Origin of the sequence: Rhodopseudomonas julia (assembly GCF_030813515.1) — a bacterium.
In the GTDB taxonomy this organism is placed as follows: domain Bacteria; phylum Pseudomonadota; class Alphaproteobacteria; order Rhizobiales; family Afifellaceae; genus Afifella; species Afifella julia.
The window spans coordinates 656336-669423 of the sequence record NZ_JAUSUK010000002.1; the positions used below are offsets into that span (position 1 = coordinate 656336).

The window sequence follows — 13088 nt, forward strand, 5'->3', positions numbered from 1 at the left end:
CTGTTCCGGGTTCGGCCCGCGCTACTTCTTGGCGTAGAGGCGGCACCAGCCCTTCGGTGAAATCGGCCCCTGCACGACCTGACAGGCGTCCGGCGCCTGGAAGTGCCGGCAGTTGTCGCATTCCTGCCGGCCCTTCGGCGTAGTCTGATAGCCGGCGATGCTCTGCTTGGCCTTGTTGGCGATTTGCGCATTCGCTGCACCCGTCCCGACCAGAGCCAAAGAGCCGGCTGCGATCGCGCAGGCCCCGAGAAGCTCGCGCCGGGACATGCCATTGTTCGATGTCTTTGAGTCGTCTCTCATTTTGGGTTTCCCTCCTTGGTTTTTCTTTGAATGTGCCCTGATGCGTCGTGTCGATGGCGCTGGGGGCTTTCCTCACCAGCGGTAGACCAGCGAGGCCATGACGGCGTGGACGTTGTAGTTGGTGTCCCAAAAGCCCATCGCGTAGCTCGTGGTCACGCCGTCCTCGATGAGATGCTGATAGGGCGTGTCGAGCTCGTCCTGCCAGTTGTCGACGAAGTTGCGTTCCCAGGAATATTTCAGCGTCAAAGTCAAATCGCCGTCGAGGCCAAGAATACCTCCCGCTTCCGGGTGATAATTCAACGCCGCGTCGAAGCGATTGTAGTTTGTCACCACGTCTGGGAAGGGCAGGCAGTTGGTGTCGCCCGGGCAAAGAGGCGTGGCGATCGGCGTGCGTGAGCTTGCGGTCGCGGTCCATTTGGAGACGCCGCGGGCGAAGCTGTCATAGAGCTCAAGGTCCAGAACGCCCGGGATGATCTCGATATTGGCGCCGGCGACAAGCGTGTGCACCTGTTCGGTCATCTTGCTGTCCCAGCCGCCGGTGACGAGGGCTGCGCCGCCGCCGGTGATGCTGGCGCCGACCATGTCACGGTCGAAATCCTCGTAGACATAGGCGGCCATCAGGTTGATGCCGGGGGTAGGCGAGAATGCCACCTCGATGCCACCGTCCCAGCTGTTGTCCTTCAAAAGCCCGTATTCCGGGATGGCGGGATCGGTCAGGTAATCGTCGAAGCGCAGGCCGAACGACGGCGTGATGACGAGATTTTCAAGGGCTTCGTATTCCAGCGAGACCTTCGCCTTGTGACGGTCCCGGTCGGCCATGTCATATTTGCGCACGCCCGGATCGGAATTGGTGCCGAGCGGAGCGCTCACCATGGCATCGAGCACTGGCCCCAGATCGTAGCTGTCGTAGCGGCGCTGCGAATACTGGTAGCTGGAACGCAGCTGCGCGCGATCCGTGATGCGGGCGTCGAGCGTGACCTTGCCCAGATATTCGTCGGTCACGTTGACGGAGCGCCTGTCACGGTCCCATCGCTCCCAACCGAACTCGCTGCCAAGCGTGATGCGGTTGGTCGCGAGCCAGCTCACCTCGGCGGAGGCGTTTTGCTTGGTGTATTGATAGGCGAGGGCTCTCAAGCCACCGGTTGCCGGTGTGGCCGTCGTTGAATCGCCCATGATGTACTGGTCGATCAGCCATTCGGGCGTGCGATTGTCGAGATCGTAATAGCGGTAGCGCAGCGTCGTGGAGACATCCTCGGCGATCTGCGTGCTGATCTTGTTGTTGATGAGGAGCGTGTTGATCTTCGCTCTGGCATCCGTGGTCGGCAGTGACAGCGCCGGGGCGTTCGGGTTGATCGTATACGGGATGAGCGTGTCGCTCTGCTCCATCGTCGTATAGGAGACCGTGCCCATGTAGCGGCTCTTCCAGGGCAGATCGATGCCGGTCGTGACGCCGAGCGAATAGGCTTCGTTGTCCGGCGCGAGGCTGACGCGGCCATATTGCGGAAAGGTGGTGCCGGGGACCTGGTAGTACGGATTCTGGAAGGTGAAGGAATCGTACTTGTTCTCGTAAGTCGAGGCGTGGCCCGTCACCGATACGTTGAAGCGACCTCCCCAAGGTGTCTTGGAAAAATACTCGCCGCTTGCCTTGAGGTTTTGCGTCACGTCGTCGACCGGACGGGGCACGTCGACGCGATGCACCTCGCCGGCGCCAAAGCCGTTCATCAAGATGCCGGCGGGCTGCGTTCCCTCGCGATGGTCGTTGAGGTAGCTCGCCTCAAATTCCCAATTCGGACTTGGCGTGTATGTCTGGTCATAATGGATGCGGCGGCGGTCGATGCCGATGTCGATCGGATGGACGGCACCCGAGATCGCCGCATCGTATTCTGACGGACTTGGCGGGCTCTCCGGAAACGACACGTCGGTCGACAGGAAGTCGGTGCCGACGCCCTGCCAGATGCTCTGCGCGGTCGTCGAGTAGAGATGCGGGATCTCGTCCCACATGAAGGTGCCGTTTAAAAGCCCGGTTCGCGACCAGTCGAAGATATAGCGGCCGTTGTTCTGGCCGACGTTTTCGGCCCGAACCTCGCCGGAATAGAGGCCGTCGCCCGATTGCCAGCCGAACATCACCTTTTCAAGGAGCAGGCCGGAAGGCACATCGCCATATTCCTCGAACTTGGCGGAGCTGTACCTTTGCGGCGACAGGATGCTCGGCGTGTCCCAGACGGTGGCGTGATCGGGCGCCTCGTCGATGAAGACGCGGACGCCCAATTCGATCTCGCCCCAGGTGACCGCCTCGGTGTCTTTGTCGTCCTGTGCCTTGGTTGCCTGCGGCAGCGCCGCGCCACCGGCGAGGAGCGCCATCGTGGCCAGCGTCAATCGGCGTTGAACCTTCATCGTTTCCTCCCCCCAGAGAAATGTCTTCAGGCCTTGGTGTGTGAGCGAAGCTCCTTGCGTGTCGTTGCTGTTCGGGTGGCTGCGGGGCGGTGCTTGCGAAACCTGCACGCACCCCGCGCCTCCCCCCCTAAGGCTAGCGGTGCCAGCGCCTTCCGGACGGGCTGTTGGAGCCATGGATGTTCGTGTGGCAGTTCTGGCAGGCGCTGTTGACCATGTAGCGGTTGGAGCTGATGCCGAGCGCGGGGTTGCCGAGATGGCGACCCGGCGTGTGGCAGCGCTGGCACAGCCGCGGCCGCATCACCGTCAGAAGATTGCGGTTCATGGAGCCGTGCGGTTCGTGGCAGTTGAGGCAGTTCTCGCGCACCGGCGGATGCTCGAACAGGAACGGCCCGCGCTTGTCGGCATGGCAGGTGTAGCAGACGTCGTTGACGGTCGCTTCCTTCAGCATCTTGTCGTGCGGACCGCCGTGTGGGTTGTGGCAGCTGCCGCAATCCATCTTGCCCTCGCGCATCGGCATGTGGGCGGTGCGCACCGAGTGGGCGCGGCGATCCTTGTGGCACTGAAAGCAGGTGTCCATGACGTTGCCCTTGGCCATCTGCATGCGGGGCGAGGTTCGACGCATCACCGTGTGGCAGCTGGTGCAGGCGACACCGCGGGTTTGGTGGACGGAGCCGCGCCAGTAGGTCCGATCGCCCTTTTCGTGGCAGGACAGGCAGATACCGTTGATGTCGGCCGCCGAGGAACGCGGGTCGTTCGCACGGAAGGAACGAATGACGCCGGTGCCGATGTCGTTGCGGCCGCCGCCGGCGTTGACATGCGAAGAGCCGGGTCCGTGGCAGCTCTCGCATTCCATCTTGCCGCCGACAGTGTGATGGCCGGTCTCCAGGAGGCGGCCCATCACCGTCAGCTTGAACTCGTCGAAGGAACCCGCATGGCAAAGGCGGCACGGCTCGGAGCCGACGTAATGGGCCCCGATCGCGGCACCGCTCCCCTTGACCTGCAGCACGTCCTGGCGCGGCAGGTCCTTCAGCGTGTCTTCACGCGAAAGAAGATCCATGGCCATTTGGGCGGTGTCTGCCGTCTGCGTTTTAGCGGAATCCGGGACGAATACCGCTGCAGCGAGCAAGACGATCGGAATCAGGAAAACAGCAATCGCTGGTCGCCGACCTGCCGATAAGGCAATAGAGATCGCGCGGCCTACACCGCTTCCAAGTATCATCGATTTCCCCCCTCATCTAGCGCTTGAGCGCTAGGGCAATTCTGTCCAGACTTATTTTATCTGCGAAAAAACATGCAAAAAGACACAGTTTATCCGCAGGCTTTTCTGGATAAGATTGCCGTTTCATTGCAGGTTAAGGGGCGTAGTTTGGAATTGTCAATTGTGAAATTAGAAAATTTGTATGTTCGCAAGTGCAAAATGGAGTTTCTTGGTTATGTCGCGTAGAAACTTTGATGAATTCTAAGAATATATATAAAGAGCTCTATGCCGTCAGCGCGTTGTGTTTGTTTCACAAGGGTTTGGCGGCGTGTGCGAGAGCGACTGAGCCTGCGAGGAGAGGCGTTTCTGGTGGCTCGTTTTCCCCCGGAGGGGGGGGCGGCGCGCAAAATTTCGGGCCACGAGATGGGGCAGGGTCGCGTCCGCGCCGCGCCGGGGCCGAACTCGCCCGATTTCACGCCTTCCTCGATCGCCGCCGTCGCCGCGCCGAGCGTTTCTTCAGAGAGTCCAAACACTTCGGTGTGGATGGCGAGCTTTCGGGAAAAGCGAGGCCAAAGGTCTCGCTCTCGGCAAGCGCGCTTGCCTCAAAAAATTGGATTCGGGCTCGGAATCGGCCGCTTAGGCCGCATCGGGCTCTCGGCCGAGCTCCTCCAGCATCGCGCCAAGTTCGATCCAGCGCTCTTCCAGGCGTTCCAGCATGGCCGCTTTTTCACCGCGCTTCTTGGCGAGCGTCGCGGCCTTTTCGGGCATGGCGCGATGCAGCGCGGTCGATGCGAGTTCCTCGTCCAGGGCTTCGATCTCGCTCGTGAAGACGTCGATCAGCCGCTCGCATTCCTTGAGCTTCTGGCGCAGGGGTGCCGAGGTGCGGCGTTTGTCGGCCTGTTTCTGGCGGCCGGCCGCCGGGGCCGCAGCGGTCTTTTCCGCTGCCGGCTTCTTCGCCGGACCTTCGAGCACTTCGCGGCGATAATCTTCGATGTCGCCGTCATAAGGGGCGACGGTGCCTTTCGAGGTCAGCCAGAGCCTGTCGACGGAGGCTTCGATCAAATGGCGATCATGGCTGATCAGAATCACTGCGCCGGAATAATCGTTGAGGGCATGGATGAGCGCCTCGCGGCTGTCGACGTCGAGATGGTTGGTCGGCTCGTCGAGGATGAGGAGATGCGGCCGGCCCAGCGTGGCGAGGCCCATCAACAGGCGCGCCTTTTCACCGCCGGAAAGATCCTTCGCCTTGGTGTCCATCTTCTGCGTGGCGAGCCCCATCTGCGCGACGCGGGCGCGAAGCTGCGGCTCTGAAAGGTCGGGGAGGCGCGCGCGGATATGCTCCACGGCCGACTGGCCCGGAATGAGCTCGTCGAGCTGGTGCTGAGCGAAAAAGCCGATCTTGAGCTTGTTGGAGCGCTTGAAGGTTCCGGCTTCGGCTTCGAGCTGGCCTGAAATCAGCTTGGCGAAGGTCGATTTGCCGTTGCCGTTGGCTCCGAGGAGCGCGATGCGATCATCGTCGTCGATCCTGAGGTTGAGGTTCGTCAGGATCGGGTGGCCCGGCTCGTAGCCGACCGAAACGCCCTCGAGCTGCAGGATCGGCGGGGCGGCGCGCTTTTCCGGATCCGGGAAGCGGAAGGGCAGGACCGTCTCGTCGGCGATGGTGGAGACCGGCTGCAGCTTGGCGAGAGCCTTCAGGCGCGACTGCGCCTGCCGCGCTTTCGACGCCTTGGCGCGGAAGCGGTCGACGAAAGCCTCCATGTGCTTGCGTTGCGCTTCCTGCTTGTCTTTGAGCTTGGCCTGCAGGGCCTGACGCTCGGCGCGCTGGCGCTCAAAACTGTCATAGCCGCCGGAATAGGTGGTGAGCTTCTGCTCCGACAGATGCACGATCATGCGCACGGCGTTGTTCAGGAGATCGCGGTCGTGCGAAATCAGGATCGCCGAATGCCGATAGCGGGCGATGTAGCGCTCCAGCCACAACGAGCCTTCAAGGTCGAGATAGTTCGTCGGTTCGTCGAGGAGGAGAAGGTCAGGCTCGGTGAAGAGAACCGCGGCGAGGGCCACGCGCATGCGCCAGCCGCCAGAGAATTCCGAGCAGGGCCGGTTCTGCGCCTCTTCGTCGAAGCCGAGGCCTTTCAGAATGCGCGCGGCGCGAGCCTCCGCCTCATGGGCGCCGATTTCGGCAAGGCGGGTGTGGATCTCGCCGATGCGCCCGCCTTCCTTGGCGGTTTCGGTTTCGGCCAGAAGCCGGCTGCGCTCTTCGTCGGCAGCAAGCACGGTTTCAATCAGTGTTTCCGGGCCGCCCGGCGCTTCCTGCAGCACGCGGCCGATGCGGGCGCGCTTGGGAAGGATGATTTCGCCCTCGTCGGGGGCGATGTCGCCCGCAATGGCACGAAAGAGCGTGGTCTTGCCGGCACCATTCTTGCCGACGAAGCCCACCTTCGAGCCCGCGGGAAGGTTGAGGCTCGCCTTGTCGATGAGGGTGCGTCCGGCAATGCGGAGCGTGATGTTTGAAAGCTGCAGCATGCCGAGGGCATAGAGGCTCCGCTGGGCGGAAGGCAAGCGGTTCGCGTCACGCGCGCTCTTGGCGCTTGCAATGCGCATGAGCGGCGGCTACCGCCGTTGCATGTCACACGATCCTTTCCCTGCTTACCGTTTCTCTCGCGCGCTTCTGCGCGAGCCGGCGGCAAGCGTCGTTTGCGGTCTGCGTGCGGTCGACCGCGGCGATCCGAGCCTTGAACTTTTCCATCTCGAGCATGCCGCCTATCGGGCCATCCTCGAGAATGCGGGAGTTGAGACGCATCTCCTGCCGGCGCTTTCCGACTGGCCGGATTCCGTCTTCATCGAGGATCCCGCGATGGTGCTGCCGGAAGGCGCCATTCTCTTCCGGATGGCGGCGCCGAGCCGTGCCGGCGAGCCGGACACGGTGCGCGAGGCGCTTGAGGCGTTCGTGCCGGTGACGCCGCTCGACAACGGGCATGTGGACGGCGGCGACATCCTCGTCACCGGGCCCAAGATCTTTGCGGGCCTTTCCAAGCGCACGGACAGGGAAGGGCTCGATGCGATGGGGGCGATCGTGTCCGGCTGGGGCTATGAGCTCGTCGGCGTCGACATGCCGGAGGGGCTTCTGCACCTGAAGACCGGTTGCGCGCTTCTCGACGAAGAGACGATCCTAGCGGTTGAGCCGCTCAAGGAGACGTTTTCAGATTTCCGCGTCCTGACGTTGCCGGAAGGCGAGGAGGCGGCGGCAAACGCCATCCGCGTCAACGATATCGTGCTTCTCGCTGCCGGTTATCCGCGTACCGAGGAGCTGTTGAACCGCTGGGGCTACAATGTGCGCACCACGAAGGTGAGCCAGGCGCAGCTTCTCGACGGCGGGCTGTCCTGTCTGTCGATCCGGTTCTGAGGTTCCGGGCGCTCAGCGCCCGGAATATTCTCGCGCCCGGATAATCTCAGCGCCCGGCGCGTTTCAGAGCCAAGAGGCCGAGATAGTGCTGCGCCACCGTGGAGGCGGCGATCGCCGTGATGTCGGCGTGGTCGTAGGGCGGTGAGACCTCCACGACGTCGCCGCCGACAAAGTTCACGGTCTTGAGGCCGGCGAGCGTCATCAAGGCCTGGGCGGAGCTCGGTCCGCCGGAGACTGGCGTGCCGGTGCCCGGCGCAAAGGCCGGGTCGAGGCAGTCGATGTCGAAGGTGAGATAAGCGGGCTGGTCGCCGACGCGCTCGGCGATGCGATCCGCCGTTTCGTCGGCATGCATGCGCTGCCAGTCATAGGCGGAGATGATCTCGATGCCGCAGGTCTCCGGCGCATGCGTGCGGATGCCGATCTGGATCGATCTTTCGGGGTCGATGATGCCTTCGCGCACGGCGCGCAGCACGAACGAACCATGCGAGAGTTTCGAGCCGTCGTCGTCCCAGGTGTCCTGGTGGGCATCGAACTGGATGAGGGCGAGCGGTCCGTGGCGTTTGGCATGCGCCTTCAGGAGCGGCCAGGTGGAATAGTGATCGCCACCGAGGGTGAAGAGATGCACGCCCGCCGACAGGATCGTCTCGATCTCCGCCTCGATCGCGGCCGTGAGCTTCTCCGGATGATGCAGTGGCAGATCGACATCGCCGTAATCGACGACGGCGAGATTTTCGAAAATATCGATGCCCCACGGATATTGCGGATCGCCGTCGAAGATCGCCGAGGCGCGACGGATCGCCTGCGGGCCGAAACGGGCGCCCGGACGGTTCGTCACGGTGATGTCGAGCGGTATACCGAGGATGGCGACATCGACATTCGTGAGGTCGCGCGAATACTTCCGCCGCATGAAGGAGAGGGCGCCGGCGTAGGTCGGGTCGGCAGCGCCGCCTTTCAGGTCCGTGGCGCGGAAGGCGTGGTCGATTGAAGGCTTCTCAGACATGGCTCGCCTCTAGCAGGTGTGGGCGCCGGAAACCAGCGGCGGCGCCGCCAAGAGAGAGGAAACCGGAAACGGAAGCTTTGTTTCGGTCCAACGCGGGATGTCCGTCCGACTATTCGGCGGGGCCGTGGCGATGGCGCAGCTCTGCCTCGCGCCGGTCGAGCCGGCGGCCCCAGACCCAAAAAACGAACAGGCCAACAAACCCAAAAATGACGGCCGCAATCGGCGGCCAGAGCGGGAGATCAGACACTTCCTTCCTCCGCAGGCATCAGCCGGATCACGCTCTGCGCGACCATGTGTAATGTAATGCTTAGGGCGATCCAGGACCAGCGAATGGTAGGACTTGGGTCGTGCGCTATTAAAGGCTGGATCAGCCCGCCGCCGAAGATGACAAGACCGATTGCGTTCACCGTCGACGAGAACAGTTTTACATGCTCGTTGAAGCGCTTCGCCTGAAGCTTCATCTGGGTTTCTGCGCTCACCGGTTCGCCCCCTGAACCTGCTCCATCGGTGAATAACAGGCGAGGGGAAGTCTTCACAACAAAAAGGGCGGGTCCGAAGACCCGCCCTTTGAGAACCCAAAAGAGAAACGCCGATTAGCGCTTGGAGAACTGGAACGAACGACGTGCCTTGGCGCGGCCGTACTTCTTGCGCTCGACCACGCGGGAGTCGCGGGTGAGGAAGCCGACCTTCTTCAGAATGGCGCGCAGCTCCGGCTCATAATACGTGAGCGCCTTGGAGATGCCGTGACGCAGTGCGCCCGCCTGGCCCGACAGGCCGCCGCCGGAGACGGTCGCCATGATGTCGTACTGGCCGTTGCGGTCGGCGACGAGGATCGGCTGCTCGATGATCATCTGCAGCACCGGACGACCGAAGTAATCCGTGTAGTCCTTGTCGTTGACGGTGATGCGGCCGGAACCCGGCTTCACCCAGACGCGAGCGACGGCGTCCTTGCGCTTGCCGGTGGCATAGGCGCGGCCGAATTCGTCCAGCTTCTGGACATGGACGGGAGCCTCCGGCTGGGCCGCAGCCTCGGTACCGGCGAGCTCCGAGAGGTCTTGAAGCGTTTCAGCCATTTAGAAAACCCTCACATTTTTCTTGGAGAGGGTGGCGACGTCGAGCGTCTCCGGCTGCTGGGCGGCATGGGGATGCTCCGGCCCTGCATAGACCCTCAGATTCTTCAGCTGCTGGCGCCCGAGCGGGCCGCTCGGAAGCATGCGCTCCACGGCCTTCTCCACGACGCGTTCCGGGAAACGACCTTCGATCAATTTGCGCGCGGTGCGCTCCTTGATGCCGCCCGGATAACCCGTGTGCCAATAGTACTTCTTCTGGTCGAGCTTCTTGCCGGTGAAAACGACCTTGTCGGCGTTGATCACCACGACATTGTCGCCGTCGTCCATATGCGGCGTGTAGCTCGGCTTGTGCTTGCCGCGGAGATGCATCGCGACGATGGTCGCCAGACGACCGACGACCAGGCCGTCGCCGTCAATGACGATCCACTTCTTCTCGATGTCCGCCGCTTTTGCGGAATAGGTTTTCATCTTCGTCCTCTTTCGGGGAACCTCAGCAATGAGGTAAGGGCGACCTCAGCCGGCCGGTGAGCCGATGGCTGGCGCCCGATCGCGCGGCAGATAGGCGGAGAGGCCCGTCATTGTCAAGCGCTACTGGAGAAAAAGCCCAAAAATCAGAAGCTTGCGGAGGTGGTATTATAATACCCTAAGTGCGATCCGGAGGAATCGAATAGGTGGCGGTGGCATGTGCGACAAGAGCGTCGTCGTCGGGTGGGGCGATTGCGATCTCGGTCACGGCAAGTCGTTTGCCGAGCTTCAGAATCCGGCACGTGCCGAGGAGTGCGCCGGGTGACGGCATGCGCAGGAAATTGATCGAAAGGTTGGTCGTGACGGCGAGCGCGACAGGGCCGATATGGGCGAGAATTGCGGCATAGGCGGCCAGATCGGCGAGCGAAAAAAGTGTCGGACCGGACACCGTGCCGCCCGGTCTTAGGTGGGCTTCCGACGCGTCGAGGCGCATCACCGCTTCCCCCGGCGCGACTTTGACGACCGTAAAGGCGCGCCCATGCAGATGGATCTGCGGGAATTCCTTTTCCAGGAAGGCTTCGACCTCCGCTTCGTTCATCACTGGCGCAAAATTCATTCTTCCTCCCCTTCCACGTCTTCTTTGCAGAAGGAGAGTAGGTCACGACAGCGGGCCTGCGCCAGCGCGGCGAGACATTTGATGGAAGCCAGGCCGAGATCCGGGCGGGACCGGCCCTGTCGTGCAGGCAAGATCGATCACAGGCTCACCTGGATGGCGAGCCAAGGCTTGCCGTGGCGTTTGCGTAGGCCAGATGAAGAGGCATGAGCCAGCTTTCCTATTCCGACGAATTCATCCGCTCCATCCTCAAGGACACAAAGACGATTGCTGTCGTCGGCGCCTCGCCGAAGGCGGTGCGGCCGAGCTACGGCGTCAGTCAGTTCCTGATCCGTCAGGGCTACGAGATCTATCCGATCAATCCCGGCGAGCCGGACGAGACGATCGAAGGGCGGGAGTTTCTGCCGTCACTCGCCGATGTGCCAGTGGCGATCGATATGGTCGATGTCTTCCGCCGCTCGGAGGCTGTCTGTGGTGTCGTCGACGAGATCCTGAAACTTCAGCCGCTGCCGAAGGTGATCTGGATGCAGCTCGGGGTGCGCGACGATGAGGCGGCCGCGCGCGCCGAGGCGGCCGGGATCAAGGTCGTGATGGACCGCTGTCCGAAAATCGAGTGGCCGCGTTTGCTCGGCTGAGGCTCTTCTCTATGGGGCGCGATCAGCCGCGGTCTTCGGCAAGGTCGAGGAGGGCTGCGCCTTCCGAGCGATAATAGACCTTTGCGATCGGCGTCATGCCGACGCGTACGTAGAAGCGCTGCGCCGCCTCGTTGTCGCCCGCCGTCGTCAGGTCGAGCCTGGCCCCGCCTTCCGCCAGAGCAACGCGAGCGGCTTCTCGCAGCAAAGCCTCGCCGATGCGCCGCCCGCGCGCGGAGGCGGCAACGTAGAGTTCCTTCAACAGCCATGCCGGCAGCATGTGCGGGCCCGGAAAGACCTCGTAGAGGCAGGCAAGGCCCAGCGCCTCGTCTTCGAAGGCGCCGAGGATGGCGCGGCCGGGCATGGGCTTCAGGGCCGCGAGAAGTCGCGGCCGCGCCGTCTCGGCGTTGATGGCGGCTCCCCCTTCGTAATGGTGCTGCATTTCCACGAAGAGTGGGAGAAGCGTGTCGGTGTCGGTTTCCTCGGCACGGCGGATGGTAACGGTCATCTTTTGCTCCCAAGCCCCGGATTTCGGCTGCCTTAGCAACATTTCCTCTTTGCGGCAGTCTCTCACAGAAAATCCGTCCTTTGCTCCGCCTGCCGCTTGCCGCTAAATCGGCTGACCGCGATCAACGAGAACGAAACGGGGAAGATCATGTCCGAAGACCGCACGCCCGGCTTTCACACACTTGCCATTCATGCCGGGGCGCAGCCGGATCCCACCACGCATGCGCGCACGACGCCGATCTACCAGACGACCTCCTATGTCTTCGACGATGCCGAACACGCCGCCAATCTCTTCGGGTTGAAGGCCTTCGGCAACATCTACACCCGCATCATGAACCCGACGACGGCAGTGCTGGAAGAGCGCGTCGCCGCGCTCGAGGGCGGCACGGCCGCGCTGGCCGTCGCTTCCGGCCATGCCGCGCAGATGCTCGTCATGCACACCTTGATGCAGCCGGGCGATGAGATCGTCGCGGCGAAGAAGCTCTACGGCGGCTCCATCAACCAGTTCGGCTTTTCCTTCCAGAATTTCGGCTGGAAGGTGAAATGGGCCGACACCGACAATCTGCAGAGTTTTGAAGAGGCGATCACGCCGCGCACGAAGGCGATCTTCATCGAATCGATCGCCAATCCGGGCGGCGTCGTCACCGATATCGAGGCGATCTCGGCGATCGCCAAACGGGCCGGCGTGCCGCTCGTCGTCGACAACACGCTGGCGAGCCCGTATCTCTGCCGGCCGATCGAACACGGCGCCGACATCGTCGTGCATTCGCTGACGAAGTTCATGGGCGGCCACGGCAATTCGATGGGCGGCGTGATCGTCGATGCCGGCACCTTCAACTGGTCGCGCGAAGGGCGCTACCCGATGCTGTCGGAGCCGCGGCCGGAATATCACGGCCTCGTCCTGCACGAGACGTTCGGCAATTTCGCCTTCGCCATCGCCTGCCGCGTGCTCGGCCTGAGAGACCTTGGACCGGCGCTGTCGCCCTTCAATGCCTTCCTGATTTTGACCGGCATCGAGACGCTGCCGCTCAGGATGCAGCGCCATTGCGACAACGCGCTCAAGGTGGCGGAATGGCTTTCGGGTCGGCCGGAGGTGTCCTGGGTCTCCTATGCCGGCCTGCCGGGCGACCGCTATCACAATCTGCAGAAGAAATACGCGCCGAAAGGGGCGGGTGCCGTGCTCACCTTCGGGCTCGAAGGCGGTTACGATGCGGGCGTGAAGCTCGTCGAAAGCGTGAAGCTCTTCTCGCATCTCGCCAATATCGGCGATACGCGCTCGCTCATCATCCATCCGGCCTCGACGACGCACAGCCAGCTCACCGAAGAACAGCTTCGCGCGGCGGGCGCCGGCTCCGATACGGTGCGCCTGTCGATCGGGATCGAGGATGTCGAAGATATCATCGCCGACCTTGAGCAGGGGTTGAAGTAGAGCCTCCAAGCTCTTCTTCGTAGAATCAAAAAGGGCGAGGCCGCGGCCTCGCCCTTTGCATGTCTGGAGAGCCGTCT

The 13088-nt window shown here is 62.7% G+C and carries 13 protein-coding genes; 3 read left to right on the forward strand and 10 right to left on the reverse strand.

The window, feature by feature from the left end:
- Positions 1–21: 21 nt before the first annotated feature.
- From J2R99_RS12285 to J2R99_RS12300, 4 genes are all read right to left on the reverse strand, one after another.
- Positions 22–300, reverse strand: a complete 279-nt coding sequence (locus J2R99_RS12285) for a high-potential iron-sulfur protein (protein ID WP_307154758.1) — start codon at positions 298–300, stop codon at positions 22–24.
- Positions 301–372: 72 nt separating this feature from the next.
- Positions 373–2694 (reverse strand): MtrB/PioB family decaheme-associated outer membrane protein, encoded by a 2322-nt coding sequence (locus J2R99_RS12290; RefSeq protein ID WP_307154759.1) that lies wholly within the window; start codon positions 2692–2694, stop codon positions 373–375.
- 133 nt (positions 2695–2827) lie between these two features.
- Entirely contained in the window at positions 2828–3757 is a 930-nt protein-coding gene (locus tag J2R99_RS12295) for a DmsE family decaheme c-type cytochrome (protein ID WP_307154760.1), read from the reverse strand.
- 771 nt (positions 3758–4528) lie between these two features.
- Positions 4529–6415, reverse strand: coding sequence for an ABC-F family ATP-binding cassette domain-containing protein (locus J2R99_RS12300; RefSeq protein WP_307155698.1), 1887 nt, complete (start codon positions 6413–6415; stop codon positions 4529–4531).
- A gap of 100 nt (positions 6416–6515) precedes the next feature.
- Here J2R99_RS12300 and J2R99_RS12305 point away from each other — a divergent pair, with 100 nt between their 5' ends.
- Entirely contained in the window at positions 6516–7295 is a 780-nt protein-coding gene (locus J2R99_RS12305; RefSeq protein ID WP_307154761.1) for a dimethylarginine dimethylaminohydrolase family protein, read from the forward strand.
- Positions 7296–7341: 46 nt separating this feature from the next.
- On the opposite strand, the gene speB is transcribed toward J2R99_RS12305, so the two are convergent.
- From speB to J2R99_RS12330, 5 genes are all read right to left on the reverse strand, one after another.
- Positions 7342–8295: an agmatinase gene (speB, locus tag J2R99_RS12310; protein ID WP_307154762.1), complete on the reverse strand. Its 954-nt coding sequence runs from the start codon at positions 8293–8295 to the stop codon at positions 7342–7344.
- A 239-nt stretch (positions 8296–8534) separates the two neighbouring features.
- Positions 8535–8774 carry a hypothetical protein gene (locus J2R99_RS12315; RefSeq protein ID WP_307154763.1) on the reverse strand — a complete coding sequence of 80 codons (240 nt, stop codon included), beginning with the start codon at positions 8772–8774 and terminating at the stop codon, positions 8535–8537.
- Positions 8775–8888: 114 nt separating this feature from the next.
- A complete protein-coding gene (gene rpsI, locus J2R99_RS12320; protein ID WP_307154764.1) occupies positions 8889–9368 on the reverse strand; it encodes a 30S ribosomal protein S9 in 480 nt (159 codons plus the stop codon).
- On the reverse strand, positions 9369–9833 hold the full coding sequence (gene rplM / locus J2R99_RS12325; protein ID WP_092810924.1) for a 50S ribosomal protein L13: 465 nt from the start codon (positions 9831–9833) through the stop codon (positions 9369–9371).
- A gap of 175 nt (positions 9834–10008) precedes the next feature.
- Positions 10009–10446, reverse strand: coding sequence for a PaaI family thioesterase (locus J2R99_RS12330; RefSeq protein ID WP_307154765.1), 438 nt, complete (start codon positions 10444–10446; stop codon positions 10009–10011).
- Positions 10447–10649: 203 nt separating this feature from the next.
- On the opposite strand from J2R99_RS12330, the gene J2R99_RS12335 reads away from it, so the two are divergent.
- Positions 10650–11078, forward strand: a complete 429-nt coding sequence (locus tag J2R99_RS12335; protein ID WP_307154766.1) for a CoA-binding protein — start codon at positions 10650–10652, stop codon at positions 11076–11078.
- A gap of 22 nt (positions 11079–11100) precedes the next feature.
- Here J2R99_RS12335 and J2R99_RS12340 read toward each other — a convergent pair whose 3' ends face one another.
- Entirely contained in the window at positions 11101–11583 is a 483-nt protein-coding gene (locus J2R99_RS12340) for a GNAT family N-acetyltransferase (RefSeq protein ID WP_307154767.1), read from the reverse strand.
- 147 nt (positions 11584–11730) lie between these two features.
- On the opposite strand from J2R99_RS12340, the gene J2R99_RS12345 reads away from it, so the two are divergent.
- The gene (locus J2R99_RS12345) at positions 11731–13011 is read left to right on the forward strand and encodes an O-acetylhomoserine aminocarboxypropyltransferase (RefSeq protein ID WP_307154768.1); all 1281 of its coding nucleotides are present in this window, start codon (positions 11731–11733) and stop codon (positions 13009–13011) included.
- The last annotated feature ends 77 nt before the right edge of the window (positions 13012–13088 follow it).

Bases quoted from the DNA above. Each gene is read 5' to 3' on its own strand.
- J2R99_RS12290 (WP_307154759.1), bottom strand. From the start codon at position 2,694: ATGAAGGTTCAACGCCGATTGACGCTGGCCACGATGGCGCTCCTCGCC.
- J2R99_RS12285 (WP_307154758.1), bottom strand. From the start codon at position 300: ATGAGAGACGACTCAAAGACATCGAACAATGGCATGTCCCGGCGCGAG.
- speB (WP_307154762.1), bottom strand. From the start codon at position 8,295: ATGTCTGAGAAGCCTTCAATCGACCACGCCTTCCGCGCCACGGACCTG.
- J2R99_RS12305 (WP_307154761.1), top strand. From the start codon at position 6,516: ATGTCACACGATCCTTTCCCTGCTTACCGTTTCTCTCGCGCGCTTCTG.
- rpsI (WP_307154764.1), bottom strand. From the start codon at position 9,368: ATGGCTGAAACGCTTCAAGACCTCTCGGAGCTCGCCGGTACCGAGGCT.
- J2R99_RS12335 (WP_307154766.1), top strand. From the start codon at position 10,650: ATGAGCCAGCTTTCCTATTCCGACGAATTCATCCGCTCCATCCTCAAG.
- J2R99_RS12345 (WP_307154768.1), top strand. From the start codon at position 11,731: ATGTCCGAAGACCGCACGCCCGGCTTTCACACACTTGCCATTCATGCC.
- J2R99_RS12330 (WP_307154765.1), bottom strand. From the start codon at position 10,446: ATGAATTTTGCGCCAGTGATGAACGAAGCGGAGGTCGAAGCCTTCCTG.
- J2R99_RS12300 (WP_307155698.1), bottom strand. From the start codon at position 6,415: ATGCTGCAGCTTTCAAACATCACGCTCCGCATTGCCGGACGCACCCTC.
- J2R99_RS12340 (WP_307154767.1), bottom strand. From the start codon at position 11,583: ATGACCGTTACCATCCGCCGTGCCGAGGAAACCGACACCGACACGCTT.
- J2R99_RS12295 (WP_307154760.1), bottom strand. From the start codon at position 3,757: ATGGCCATGGATCTTCTTTCGCGTGAAGACACGCTGAAGGACCTGCCG.
- rplM (WP_092810924.1), bottom strand. From the start codon at position 9,833: ATGAAAACCTATTCCGCAAAAGCGGCGGACATCGAGAAGAAGTGGATC.